This window comes from Paenibacillus paridis, from assembly GCF_006345825.1.
Taxonomy (GTDB): Bacteria; Bacillota; Bacilli; order Paenibacillales; family Paenibacillaceae; genus Pristimantibacillus; species Pristimantibacillus paridis.
Genome location: NZ_VCIX01000092.1, coordinates 1,953,276 through 1,966,416 on the forward strand (window position 1 = coordinate 1,953,276; position 13,141 = coordinate 1,966,416).

Annotated in this window: 12 protein-coding genes; 5 read left to right on the forward strand and 7 right to left on the reverse strand. The window is 47.7% G+C overall.

Annotation, left to right across the window (positions count from 1 at the left end; all coding sequences use genetic code 11):
• Positions 1 to 103 precede the first annotated feature (103 nt).
• From FJQ58_RS30610 to FJQ58_RS30620, 3 genes are all read right to left on the reverse strand, one after another.
• Positions 104 to 1,096 (reverse strand): ABC transporter permease, encoded by a 993-nt coding sequence (locus FJQ58_RS30610; RefSeq protein ID WP_139999416.1) that lies wholly within the window; start codon positions 1,094 to 1,096, stop codon positions 104 to 106.
• A complete protein-coding gene (locus FJQ58_RS30615) occupies positions 1,093 to 2,583 on the reverse strand; it encodes a sugar ABC transporter ATP-binding protein (RefSeq protein WP_140000244.1) in 1,491 nt (496 codons plus the stop codon). The genes FJQ58_RS30610 and FJQ58_RS30615 overlap by 4 nt, the downstream gene beginning before the upstream one ends.
• Positions 2,584 to 2,705: 122 nt before the next feature.
• On the reverse strand, positions 2,706 to 3,830 hold the full coding sequence (locus tag FJQ58_RS30620; protein ID WP_139999418.1) for a sugar ABC transporter substrate-binding protein: 1,125 nt from the start codon (positions 3,828 to 3,830) through the stop codon (positions 2,706 to 2,708).
• Between the two features lie 183 nt (positions 3,831 to 4,013).
• Between FJQ58_RS30620 and FJQ58_RS30625 the strand changes: the two genes are divergently transcribed.
• Positions 4,014 to 4,769, forward strand: a complete 756-nt coding sequence (locus FJQ58_RS30625) for a hypothetical protein (protein WP_139999420.1) — start codon at positions 4,014 to 4,016, stop codon at positions 4,767 to 4,769.
• Positions 4,770 to 4,839: 70 nt separating this feature from the next.
• Here the strand turns inward: FJQ58_RS30625 and araA are convergent, their stop codons facing one another.
• Complete coding sequence (gene araA / locus FJQ58_RS30630) at positions 4,840 to 6,330, reverse strand: L-arabinose isomerase (RefSeq protein ID WP_139999422.1); 1,491 nt, start codon at positions 6,328 to 6,330, stop codon at positions 4,840 to 4,842.
• A 318-nt stretch (positions 6,331 to 6,648) separates the two neighbouring features.
• On the reverse strand, positions 6,649 to 6,837 hold the full coding sequence (locus FJQ58_RS30635) for a hypothetical protein (RefSeq protein ID WP_139999424.1): 189 nt from the start codon (positions 6,835 to 6,837) through the stop codon (positions 6,649 to 6,651).
• A 206-nt stretch (positions 6,838 to 7,043) separates the two neighbouring features.
• Between FJQ58_RS30635 and FJQ58_RS30640 the strand changes: the two genes are divergently transcribed.
• From FJQ58_RS30640 to FJQ58_RS30650, 3 genes are read left to right on the forward strand one after another with little or no spacing between them, the layout of a single operon-like run.
• The gene (locus FJQ58_RS30640; RefSeq protein WP_139999426.1) at positions 7,044 to 7,910 is read left to right on the forward strand and encodes a class I SAM-dependent methyltransferase; all 867 of its coding nucleotides are present in this window, start codon (positions 7,044 to 7,046) and stop codon (positions 7,908 to 7,910) included.
• Complete coding sequence (locus FJQ58_RS30645) at positions 7,910 to 8,623, forward strand: RluA family pseudouridine synthase (protein ID WP_238404402.1); 714 nt, start codon at positions 7,910 to 7,912, stop codon at positions 8,621 to 8,623. Before FJQ58_RS30640 ends, FJQ58_RS30645 begins: the two co-directional genes overlap by 1 nt.
• A 20-nt stretch (positions 8,624 to 8,643) precedes the next feature.
• Entirely contained in the window at positions 8,644 to 9,903 is a 1,260-nt protein-coding gene (locus tag FJQ58_RS30650; RefSeq protein WP_139999430.1) for a CapA family protein, read from the forward strand.
• 14 nt (positions 9,904 to 9,917) lie between these two features.
• Here FJQ58_RS30650 and FJQ58_RS30655 read toward each other — a convergent pair whose 3' ends face one another.
• Complete coding sequence (locus FJQ58_RS30655) at positions 9,918 to 10,322, reverse strand: MarR family winged helix-turn-helix transcriptional regulator (protein WP_139999432.1); 405 nt, start codon at positions 10,320 to 10,322, stop codon at positions 9,918 to 9,920.
• 204 nt (positions 10,323 to 10,526) lie between these two features.
• Between FJQ58_RS30655 and FJQ58_RS32685 the strand changes: the two genes are divergently transcribed.
• Positions 10,527 to 10,694, forward strand: coding sequence for a hypothetical protein (locus tag FJQ58_RS32685; RefSeq protein WP_202915352.1), 168 nt, complete (start codon positions 10,527 to 10,529; stop codon positions 10,692 to 10,694).
• Here FJQ58_RS32685 and gyrA read toward each other — a convergent pair.
• Positions 10,675 to 13,137, reverse strand: a complete 2,463-nt coding sequence (gene gyrA, locus FJQ58_RS30660; protein WP_139999434.1) for a DNA gyrase subunit A — start codon at positions 13,135 to 13,137, stop codon at positions 10,675 to 10,677. The two genes, FJQ58_RS32685 and gyrA, sit on opposite strands and share 20 nt — an antisense overlap.
• Between the last annotated feature and the right edge of the window lie 4 nt (positions 13,138 to 13,141).

Genomic DNA, 13,141 nt, shown 5'->3' on the forward strand with positions numbered 1-13,141 from the left:
CTGCCAAACACTCACGCCTCGGTTGGATTCTTTCTCCGCCTGAAGGCGGAGGATAAAACAAAGCCGCCCAAGCCATAGCTTGGGCGGCAGTCAGATACTCCATTTAATGCTTGCGTTTGTAATAAGTAATAGCCAGTGCCAGCGCCAGGACAGAACCTTTCACTATATCCATTGCGTAATACGGAACGGATAGCATGATCAAACCATTGGATAAAATCCCGATTAACACAGCGCCTGCAAACGTACCGAACGCATTCGGCTTACCCGCTCCAAGGACGGAATAACCGATAAACGCAGCTGCAACGGCATCCATCAGGTATGGTCCACCGGCATTAACCTCAGCATTCATGACACGGGCGCCCAGCACAATACCGCCAATCGTTGCAAAGAGAGCAGAAATTAAATAAGCAGTCAGTCGGTATCTGCTTACTGCTATGCCAGAGAGCTTAGCCGCTTCCTGGTTTCCGCCGATCATATACATATACCTGCCATGTTTCGTATAGGTAAGGAACAAATGAACAGCAGCAACGATGAGCAGCATGATAATGATAATCCAAGGGACCTGTCCTAATTTTCCAAAAATCTTAGGAATTTGGCCGGTCGCAAAATCGCCGCTTGGCATCACCATGTTTTGTGATATGGTAGCGCCTCTCGTATAAGTGAGCGCTACGCCCTGGAACACGAACATTGTAGCCAGCGTCATCAACATGTCCTGAATTTTAAAATTAATGACTAAGAAAGCATTAATGACCCCTACAACCAGGCAAAAGATGATCGTCACTGCGATTCCAAGGCCAAAGCTTTGTCCATGCCACACATACATCGAAATCACGATAGCATTGGCAAGAGAAGCAACGGAGCCTACGGAGAGATCAAAGCCTCCTACTGCCAAGGATACCGTTAGTCCAATCGCAATGATCGTTACGATCGAGATGGAGCGTAAAATGTTAATAATATTAGCCGTACTCAAGAAGTTATCCGTCATCATGCCAAAGGCAGCGATAAGCAGCAATATGGTAATCAAGGTGCCGTATTTATATAAAAAATCTACGAGCTGAAACGTTTTTTTCTCCCGAACAGGTTCGGCAGCTTTCATGTCAACAAGCCTCCAGTACTGTATAGCAATATCTCTTCCTCATTGGTATTGCGGGTTTCCAGCTCTTTAATGACGTAACCATCGTACATGACATAAATGCGATCCGTAATGCCGATCATCTCCGACATTTCGCTGGAAGCGTACAGGATACACTTCCCGCGACTCGCAAGCTCAGATACAAGCTCATAGATGTCCCGTTTCGCTCCTACGTCCACCCCTTTGGTCGGTTCGTCAAAAATATAAACATCCGCGTCCGCAAGGAGCCATTTGCCGATAGCAACCTTCTGCTGGTTCCCGCCTGAGAGATTTTTCACCTTGGCATGCTCATTTGGTGTCTTGATGCCTAGGCTTCGAATCAGCTCCCCAGACGCATTCTTTTCCTTGGATTTGCTAAGCCACGGACCCAAGCTTGTGAAACGGGACAAAATAGCCGCTGTCAGATTAACGCCTACCGATTCCTCTACAAAGACGCCTTCGCGTCTGCGCTCTTCCGGGACTAGCGCCAGCCCGTTTTTCACTGCCTGATACGGTGACTGTACTCTCAGCCGTCTGTTGTTCATGTACAGCTCGCCGGAAGCATCCGGTGCAGCTCCGAACAATGCTCGGCAAAGCTCGGTCTTGCCTGCGCCTACCAAGCCGCCTATCCCCACGATTTCCCCTTTATGAATATGGAGATCGACACCGTGAACTTTATCGTTGTCACGCATAGACTTGACCTCGAACCATTTTTCGCCAATGACTCGCTCCGTCCTCGGAAATTGCCCGTCCAGCTTAGAGCCTAGCATATATTCGACGACTTTATGCTGATCAACGCTTGCCAGCTGCTCCCGTATGACAAGCTGGCCATCTCTCATAATCGTAATATCGTCGCAGATTTCATATAATTCAGGCAGACGATGAGAAATGAAAATAATACCGACGCCTTCCGATTTTAGAAACCGGATTAATCGAAATAACTGTTCGGTCTCGCTATGGCTAAGCGGAGCGGTCGGCTCATCCAATACGAGAAAGCGGCATTGCTTCGAAACCGAACGTGCGATAAGCACCATCTGCTTCTCTGCGAGCGTCAGCTCCTGTACAAGCTTTCTGGTTGGAACCTTAACGTTCATGCGATCCAAAATGGCTTGCGCAGATTGATGCAGCTTTTTCCACTTAATGAGATGCTTGCCCTTCATATCGTGTACGGTCTGCTCAAGCATAATATTTTCGCCTACTGACAAATTAGGAATTAAGGCAGTGTCTACCTCTTGATACACGACTTGAATGCCATTGTCCTTTGCATCCTTCGGCGTCCTGATCCGCACATCCTTGCCATCTATAGAGATACTGCCCGTATAATGGTCGTATGCGCCGGCTAGCACCTTCATGAGCGTTGATTTCCCAGCGCCATTAGCGCCAATCAAGGCATGGGCCCTGCCGGATTCCGTATGAAAGTCAACATCGGTTAACGCCTTGACGCCTGGAAAGGCAATGGATATCCGTTTCATATCCAGACGGCTTGCCTTCGAGTCTGCCAACAGCCCCACCTTCCTCTCCAAACAGGATTTAGCGCCCTTGTCCGCTTGGACAAGGGCGCTATTTTTAAAACTGATTATACCATTTTTTCGGTTTATTTGCCGTAAATGGTTTTTAGGGATTTCATCCAATCTTCCAAGAATGCATCAGTCGTTCCCCATCCAGGAATAATCGTAGCCAAGCTCACCATATTTACTGGATCTGCTGATTTGCTTAGTTCTGCTTGATCAATAAGAGCAGCTTCCAAATTATAAGTAGCAGGCGTTTCTTCGCCAGCAATTTTTTTGGCAAGCAATCTTACGTTTACAGCGCCAATCATTTTCGGATCAACAGCAGCCGTTGCTGCCCATGGGCTGTTTTCTTCCTGCATTACTTGCAAGTCCGCATTCGAGACGTCAATTCCGTAAATTTTGATTTCTGTGCGTCCTGCTTCAATAATTGCTCTTGCTGCACCAATCGCGAAAGCGTCCCATGTCGCAAAAATCGCGTCGATCTCGCCTTTTGGATGCTTCGTCAGCATAGCAGCAACTGCATTTTGCGTATCTACCGAAGTGTTGTTATTGGCAACGCCAAAGCGCTCTACTTCTTTGATGCCTGGATATTTGGCCAACGTATCCTGATATACTTTGTTGCGGCGAATCATTGGCGGAAAGCCATCTACCCACAAGTATACGATTTTTGCTTCTTCGCCTTTCTCCTTGACCAATTGATCCAACGAGAATTGTGCAAGCGCTTCGTCATCCTGCGATGTTAGCGTAACGCCAGGAATGGCAGACAATTCACCAACGGAGTCAAATGCGACTACCGGAATGCCCTTGTCCGTCAACTTTTGGACAGCTTCCACTGTAGCTGGATCATCACCGTGAGAAATAACGACACCGTCATAACCACCGTCGGTTGCTTGCGCAATCGCATCATGGAACTTAGCTGTATCGCCATTAGCTGAGAAGGTATCCACTTTAAAGCCTAGTGATTCCCCTTCTTGCTTTGCTCCTGCCAAATATTGTGCTGTATGGTCATCTCCGCCGATTTTACGGATAACCATCAGCTTGATGTCCTTCTTCTCCGCAATGGCCGCCGGTAAATTTTCAATGCTTGCTTTGTCCGTACCTGCGGTAGCCCCTGTGTTTCCTTCGCTCTTTGCTTGCCCGCAGCCCGTTGCGATAATGACAATTGCCATTAGCAAGCCGAACACGCTGCGTAGTTTCTTGTTAGTCATGCTGTCTTCTCCCCCTGTACCTATCTACTATTTTTAATAATAGTAATCCTATCGGATATTTAATTTGCCGTCAATACATTTTTATGATAATAAGGATCTCCTTCACTAGTTCTCATAAACATGCCGACTTGTCTTCGAAAAAATGGTAAAATAAAAACGAACAAACTGAAAGGCGGAGATTACATGATCCATCATTTCGTTATTGAGCCCAAAAATGACATTGCCTTCGAAAACGAGGCGGAACTCATAGAAAAATGCAAGGAATGGGGTTTGCTTTCCGAGAAAGCCTCTAAGTCAAAATCATTCACTTACAAACGTAGCGGCTTGAGCTTAGCTTGCACCATTACGGGCTTCGTAGATCGAATGACAGCTGTCATTACGTTTGAAGACGGTCAGAGGCATTGCATTCATCCCTCGTTCTTAAAGGAGATGCAGGCTGCGAACTATGGCCTAAAAGTATCAGCTGTCCCTGAGGAGTCTCTCCAAGCAGACAACGCTGACATGGTGGAGTTGGATACGCTGCCGGTTGCCGTTTTGGAATCTGAGCCGAAGGTTGAAGAGGAACCCCAAGTCATCCCTAGCGATGAGCCAAAAGCTGCTCCAAAGAGCAAAGCCAAAAAAGAAAAAGCACCGAAGCTTGAACTTCCTGAAGCAAAAGTAAAAATGGTCGCGACCGTCAAAGAATTTACGACCGTCCCGAACAATTTCTCCGATACGGAGGATGAAGTTGTTATTTACGAGGCGGTTGCGATCCTAGAACCTGAGTTAGCCGTCGGCGATGCTTGGTCCAGCCACAGCGCTACGCTCAAGAAATTTGAGCTGGAAATAGGCGATACGATTCATTTTGAAGGCAAAATCGTGGCTAAGAAGCTGACGAAGCACCCTATCCCCTATAAAATTAACAACCCAGCCAAAATTCAAAAAGAAAAAGCCGAATAACAGCCAGAAAGAGGAGCATGCAATCGCATGCTCCTCTTTCTATAGACACCGTTAAGATCTGGACAATTTATTAACGAATCCGGTAGCTGAGGTCATTCCAACGAAGCTCGTTGCGAATGCTGCGTACGGATGAATGCTTATCGATAACGACAGTCTCAATCCCTACGAGATCAGCCCAATCGACTAGTTGCTCAGTCGTCACCACATAAGAGAATACCGTGTGGTGCGCGCCGCCGGCATAAATCCAGCTCTCCGCTGCGTCGCGCAATGACGGCTCTGGCTTCCACAGCACGCGGGCAACCGGAAGCTTAGGCATTTCATGCGTAGGCTTGACTGCATCCACTTGATTGATAATGAGGCGGAAACGATTGCCTAGATCGACTAGGGAAGCGTTCAGCGCTGCGCCTGAACGACCGTCGAATACGATACGTGCTGGATCAGCCTTGCCGCCAATGCCGAGCGGATGAACCTCAATCTTCGGACGAGCGTCAGCAATTGTCGGACATACCTCAAGCATATGGGAACCAAGCACAAGCTCATTTCCTTCTTCAAGATGATACGTGTAATCTTCCATAAAGGAAGTGCCTTTGTTGTTCGCAATCAGCTTCATCAAGCGCGTAAGCGCAGAGGTCTTCCAGTCGCCTTCTCCGCCGAAGCCATAGCCTTGCTCCATCAGACGTTGAACGGCTAGGCCAGGAAGCTGCTTCATGCCGTGCAAATCTTCGAAGGAAGTGGTGAACGCCGAGAAGCCGCCCTCTTGCAAGAAAGCTTTGAGTCCAAGCTCAATGCGGGCTTGTTCGCCGATGGATGCCCAAGATGCGGCATTCCCGCGAGTTTCGGAGGAAATCACGTATTGCTCGCTGTATTCTTCAAGAAGCTGCTTCACTTCCGAATCGGAAACCTCATTCATGCGGGCAACCAAATCCCCGATGCCATAACCGTTGATCGACCATCCAAACTTGATTTGCGCTTCAACTTTATCGCCTTCGGTAACAGAAACCTGGCGCATGTTGTCGCCGAAACGAGCAACCTTCAGATGACGGCCTTCATTTACAGCAATAGCCGTACCCATCCAGCTGCCGATCCGAGCACGGGTCTCGTTATCTTCCCAATGGCCGGTTACAACTTTGCGCTCTATACCGAGACGGGAGAAAATATGTCCGTATTCACGGTCACCATGCGCGGATTGGTTCGTGTTCATAAAATCCATATCAATCGTTTCCCAAGGAATGTCCCGGTTGAATTGCGTATGAAGGTGAAGAAGCGGCTTCCGAAGCTCGGACAAGCCATGAATCCACATCTTCGCCGGGGAGAACGTATGCATCCAAGTGATAATTCCGGCACAGCTCTCATCCGCTTTCGCCTCAATACAAAGCTTGAAAATATCTTCCGGCGTCGTTACTACCGGTTTGAACACGATTTCAGAGGTAATGACAGCAGAATCATTTAATGCCGCAGTAATAATCCGTGAATGCTGGGCAACTTCCTCCAACGTCTCCGGTCCGTACAAGTGCTGACTTCCGGTAACAAACCAAAATTGATAAGGTTTTACTTGCAACATTTAATGGTTCCTCCTTAAGTTTTGCGAATGCAAAACTGCTTCGTAAGCATTCACTTCGATTTGCGAATGCAAAACTGCTTCGTAAGCATTCACTTGTCTCAAATCCTATTCATCGTTTAGAAAATACAATAGCCTTTACAAGTTCAACTTGTACGGACATTAGTGCGAATAATCACTGGTATGACGGAGCACTTGTACATACAACTTGACGTACGTTTATCATACTCCGAACAAGGAAGGTTTTCAATATCATTCCCTTATAATTTTCAAATCTTAATTAGGTTGAACTTAAAAATTAAGCAGCCTCCCCTATGAAAGTTACTCTATTTGCTCCAGACGGTAGGTATATCCGCAGAAGGAGCAGCGAAACAAGACGCTTCTATCCCCTACTGTAAAAGTCAGCCTATCGTCATCCTCAATTTCGATAAATTCTCTTCCATGCTCGTCCCGATCACCTGTTGCAAACATTGCTGTTTTATTGCCGCATTCACATTCAAAACTCATCATAATCAAGTATCTCCTCTTTTTTAAAAGATATCTTTGTCCACAATGAAGCAGCATCGTTGCAGCCGCGGTACTCTTACCTTCGGGTTACGAATAAATACCAGCCTATAAATGACACGGTTTCATTGCTTCATTGAGTTACCTTCGATATAATTAGCGTTGACATTATTATATTACAAAAACAACGTCAAGGAAGGGTTACGAATAACATGTACATAGCAGATAAATGGATGGATTACGAGGTTATAGATACGGGTGATGGAGACAAGCTGGAGCGTTGGGGCAATTACACGCTTCGCAGGCCTGACCCGCAAATTATTTGGCCGATTGTCAATGAAACTGGACTTTGGAAAAAAGCAGATGGGCATTACCATCGCAGCAACTCTGGCGGTGGCCAGTGGTCAATGAACGACTCGCTGCCTGAACGCTGGACGATTTCCTATGGCGAGCTTAACTTCCATATTAAGCCAACCAATTTCAAGCATACCGGCTTATTTCCGGAACAAGCCGTCAACTGGAGCTGGATGATGGACAAAATCCGCTCGGCAGGCCGCCCAATCCGTGTTTTAAACCTGTTTGCCTACTCTGGAGGAGCAACAGTTGCCGCTGCAGCTGCAGGCGCAGAAGTCTGCCACGTCGACGCTGCCAAGGGCATGGTGCAATGGGCTAAAGATAACGCTCAGCTCTCAGGTCTCGAATCGGCTCCAATCCGTTACATTACGGACGATGTATTCAAGTTCGTTCAACGCGAACAGCGCCGCGGCAAACAGTATGACGCCATTATTATGGACCCGCCTTCTTACGGACGCGGACCAAATGGGGAAACCTGGAAGCTTGAAGAGAATCTATTCCCATTTCTTCAATCCTGCACAACCATCTTATCAGACAATCCGTTATTTTTGTTAATCAACTCCTATACGACGGGTCTATCGCCATCTGTGCTGCATAATTTGCTTCATATGACGATGAATGCCAAGTACGGCGGCGAAATTAATTGCGGCGAGATCGGGTTGCCCATTACCAAATCCGGATTGAATTTACCGTGCGGCATTCTGGGACGATGGGAGTCCAAGTAATGCCAATCACGGTACTATTCGAGGATAACCATGTGCTGGCTGTCGTCAAGCCACCGGGCATTTTGTCCCAAGAGGACGATACCGGTGATGCTGACATGCTTACGCTCCTGAAACAGGATTTAAAAGAGAGACATAACAAGCCGGGGAATGTATTTCTCGGCCTGGTCCACCGTCTGGACCGTATGGTGGGCGGTGCCATGGTTTTTGCTAAAACCTCGAAAGCTGCTTCTCGATTATCCGAGTCTGTTCGAAGCCGCCAATTCGGCAAAACGTATGTATGCGTGGTACAAGGTTCTCCCGCCAAGCCACAGGCCCAATTAACGCATTATATTCTTAAGGACAGCAAGCAAAATCAAGTGACGGTCTACAACAAGCCTGTTGGCGAAGCAAAAGAAGCTGTTCTCGATTATGAAGTAACAGCAGTGACTGGCCGTTATTCACTCGTTGCAGTAAAACTCCATACTGGACGGCCTCATCAAATTCGCGCACAGCTTGCGCATATAGGATGTCCGCTTGTCGGCGACCTTAAATATGGTGCGAAGCCGACCGGAGGCATATCTGAAATTGCCTTATGGTCAACCTCCGTATCCACTCCCCATCCCGTCTCAAAAGAATGGATGGTATTCCGCTCCATTCCAAGCGGCTCCGCAGCGTGGTCCTGGTGGTCCTATGAGCAGCTTGAAGTGGCCTCCAGTATGCTGAGCAATGGATGAACAGGAAGGAAGATCACTAAATGCGCCGCAAAAGGGCCCATCGTAAGTTTCAAACCGTTCTATTATTGCTTAGTGTGATCGGTCTATTGATTATATTTTTGGTTCCCTCTCTTTTCGAGAGGGCAACCGCACCTCCTGCTCCAATGACAGAGGCAACAGCAGAGCCTTCTCCGGACGAGCAAGCAACCATCACGCCTTCACCGTCACCGACTCCTGCACTGCCTACTCCATCGCCAGAACCTGTTTATGCCGATGCGGTATGGATGGCTGTTGGCGATATCATGATGCACACCCCTCAGCTTCCCGGATCCTACGACAAGGCGACGAAACGATATAATTTCGATCCTTTTTTCGCAGAGGTCAAGCCGATTCTCGAACAGGGGGATTGGGTTATCGCGAACCTAGAAACGCCAATGGCAGGAGCTGACTTCGGTTACTCCGGTTATCCGAACTTCAATGCCCCCACCGAGCTCGGAGATGCACTGAAGAATGCTGGCTTTAACCTGATCACTAATGCTAATAATCACTCCTTGGATCAAGGCGAATCCGGTGTGCTGCGCACGCTCGAGAACTTAAAGGCACTGGATATACCGACAAAAGGCACGGCTGCCTCGCAGGAAGAAGCAGACGATATTCTCCTGTCCGAGAAAAATGGAATAGTTATGGGATTGCTTGCTTATACGTATGGTACGAATGGCATTCCGTTGCCTGAAGGAAAACCATATCTGGTTTCGCTGATCGATGAGAATAAAATTATCGCAGACATCACCCGGCTTAAGGAAGCAGGCGCGGATCTGATTACGGTCTCCCTTCATTTTGGAACGGAATATCAAACTACGCCAAATGAAGAACAGAAACGTCTTGCAAGAAAGCTCGTCGCTGCGGGAGCAGACATTATCGCAGGCTCTCATCCGCATGTCATACAGCCCTACGAAGTCATTGAAACGTCAGACGAGAACGGACATGCCAAAAAGGGCCTTATCATTTATTCCATGGGTAATTTTATTTCCAACCAACGGGGCGACACGAAGGATTACGGGGTTATTTTCAAAGTTAATGTTCGTAAAAATATGAATGACGGCACGGTCGACCTGACAGAAATTGAATCCATTCCAACCTGGGTGCATCGCTATAAACCGGATCATTCCTATCGGTACCGGATTTTGCCAATTGAAGATACGCTTGCAGCATCCAGCGATACGCTATTAACCAAAGCCGACTACGATGTGCTTCAAAAAAATGTTGACCTGCTGCGCAATCGGCTCGAGTCGATGAAATAATGGAGCTCCTTCATTTACAAGTTAGCTACTTTACCTAACAAATAAACAAGCAACTGCTGATTGTGGGAGGAAATGCGGTCCAACGATTGTTCGATCATTTCGGTTCGAATCGTTGAACCGCGTTCCGCTTCCGCCTTCCCCTTCTCCGATACCGCCACCCACACTATTCTTCGGTCATTATCATCCCTGGAGCGTTCAATGAGTTCATTTCGTTCCATGCGGTCCAGCAGCGTAGTAATTGCCGCAGGCGTTGTTGCCAAATACTGAAGCAAATCAGATGGCTTCATCGGCTGATGCTGCAATAACAGCTCAAGTACATTCAGTTGGCCTTCCGTCAAAGGTGCAAGCGATTGCTCCAAGTTATTTTTCCATTCCCGCGAAAGCTTCGTCCATAATCGAGTAAATTCTCCAGACACCATAGCTTCACACCTGCTCTCTGTCAATTTCCATCTATTTACCGTTTATTATACCAGTCTTCATTGTCGATTAAAAGGTTAACCCAATTAATAATTTGTGTCATTAATCGATACAATAATGAACATTATGACAGCGTTAGACATACAATGTGGCGAAAGCCCAGTGAGATGTCTATTTTTGCTTAGCAAGCAAGGAGCGTGAACCCAGTGGATGAACGAAAAGCTATTATTATTCAAAAAATTAAAAACTACGGCATCATAAAAGACCCACAATGGCTGGACCGCCCGGATGAGCTGGTACCATTGTGGGTCATGCTTGAAGCTATTTTAGAAGTAATTGAACGGTTTGACCCGCCTAATCGGCCTTTTGACTAGCATCGTTGACAGAGCGCGCAAGCGTCTTCGTGATGACGTCATTTTTCTCTACCGGGAAAATAAGCTTTCCTATCGACTTGCGTTCTTCAATCGAAGCTTTCTCCGATAAAGCGTTAAGCTTTGCACCCGAAGAGGTAATGGCGACAATATCCATCGCTTCCTTGCAATAATAAGCTCCGATCAGCGCCGAACCGTTGGGACGCACGCGCTTTCCTTCCTTGAACTCAAAGGTTTGCACGCCTTTACCGCCCCTGCCTTGAATCGGATAGTCTAGCAGCAGCGTTCGCTTAGCGTAACCGATATCCGTAATGACGAGCACTTCGCCCTCATCCTCAGCAACCCATTCCGCTGCGATCAGCTCGTCTCCGTCTTTAAGCTGGATGCCTCTCACCCCGGTCGCTACTCTACCCATTGGGTTAACCTCGGTTTCTGTGAACCGAATACTCATGCCTAGCTTCGTAATGAGCATAATTTGCTTCGAACTGTCACTAAGCACAACCCGGATAACTTCATCGCCATCCGCTACTTTGACAGCGGCAACCGCCGTTGATCTTGTCGTCGCATATTCCTTGAGCTCAGTTCGCTTCACCTGCCCTCGCTTGGTTACGAACACCAGAGATCCGGCAGTAGCCATAATATCTTTAATCGGAATAATGCTTACGATCGCATCATCTTTCGGAATCGGTACGACATTGACGATGGCAGTCCCGGTATCCTTCCATTTGAATTCCGGAATTTGATGGACAGGCAATAAATAATATTGGCCTTTACGGGTAAACAATAGCAGGTTGTCAATCGTATTGACCGCCAGCAAATCCCTTACAAAGTCGCCATCCTTTACGCCTGCATTTTGCAGCTCGCCGCCTGAGCGAGTAAAGGAGAGCATGCTTGTCCGCTTCACGTAGCCATCCTGGCTTAACGTGACTAGAACATCCTCTGATGTAACAAGCACCTCTACATTTACCTTAAGCTCCTCGATCTCACCGCGTAGATCGGAACGCCGGTCAATGCCATATTTCGTTTGAATTTCAAGTAACTCATCTTTAATTACGCCGATCAGCTTCTTCTCGCTGGCAAGGATTGATTTCAAGTAAGCAATCTTTTTCATTGCCTCCTTAAGTTCCTTCTCTAGCGTCGTAATTTCAAGATTAGTTAATCGATAAAGCTGCAAGGTGAGAATGGCATCCGCTTGTCTTGCCGTGAAGCCAAATTTGGCAATCAGATTGTCCTGAGCATCCCCACGGTTTTTGGACGCTTTAATCGTTGCGATGACTTCATCCAATATGTTAAGAGCCTTAACAAGGCCTTCTACGACATGTGCCCGATCCTCGGCTTTCTCCAGATCGTATTTGGTACGGAAGGAGACAACTTCCTTCTGGTGGTCGATATATGCGGACAAAATTTGCTTAAGCCCTAGCTGCATTGGCGTTTTGTTCACGATAGCAACCATATTGAAGCTGTAAGCAACCTGAAGGTCTGTCTTCTTGAACAAATAAGCCAAGATTCCTTGAGCATCGGCATCCTTCTTGAACTCAACCACAATTCTTAGGCCATTGCGCCCGCTCTCATCGCGAACCTCCGCAATGCCTTCGACCTTTTTCTCCAGACGGATATTTTCCATCGCGGTTACCAGCCTGGATTTTACAACCTGATAGGGAATTTCAGTAACGACTAACTGCTGCTTACCTCCGCGCATGTCTTCAATTGCCGTCTTAGCTCGGATATAAATGCGGCCTTTGCCAGTAGCATAAGCGTCACGAATGCCTTCTTCCCCCATGATAATGCCGCCAGTTGGAAAATCCGGTCCCTTGACGTAAGTCATAAGCTCTTCCAGTGTAAGCTCAGGGCTTCCCATAAGCGCGATACACGCGTCGATGACCTCGCGTAGATTATGGGGAGGGATTTCCGTGGCAAAGCCGGCAGAGATGCCGCTGGTCCCGTTTACAAGCAAATTGGGGTACCGCGAGGGCAGCACAACCGGCTCCTTCGTCGTATTATCGAAATTATCCTTGAATTGCACCGTGCGTTTCTCTATATCCCGAAGCAGTTCCATCGCGATTGGAGACAAGCGCGCTTCCGTATAACGCATGGCTGCTGCAGGATCATCGTCCTGCGAGCCCCAGTTTCCATGGCCATCTACCAGTGGATGCCCCATCTTCCAAGGCTGTGCCATACGCACCATGCCCTCATAAATGGATGAGTCTCCATGCGGATGATAATTGCCCATAACGTCGCCGACCGTCTTAGCTGATTTGCGGTATTGCTTGTCCGGCGTATTGCCGGAATCGTACATCGCATACAGAATACGACGCTGCACCGGCTTGAGGCCATCGCGAACGTCAGGAATGGCGCGGTCCTGAATAATATACTTTGAATAGCGTCCAAAGCGGTCGCCTACAACCTCTTCCAAAAACGCTGGCAAAAACTGTTCCAGCATACTCATGCAG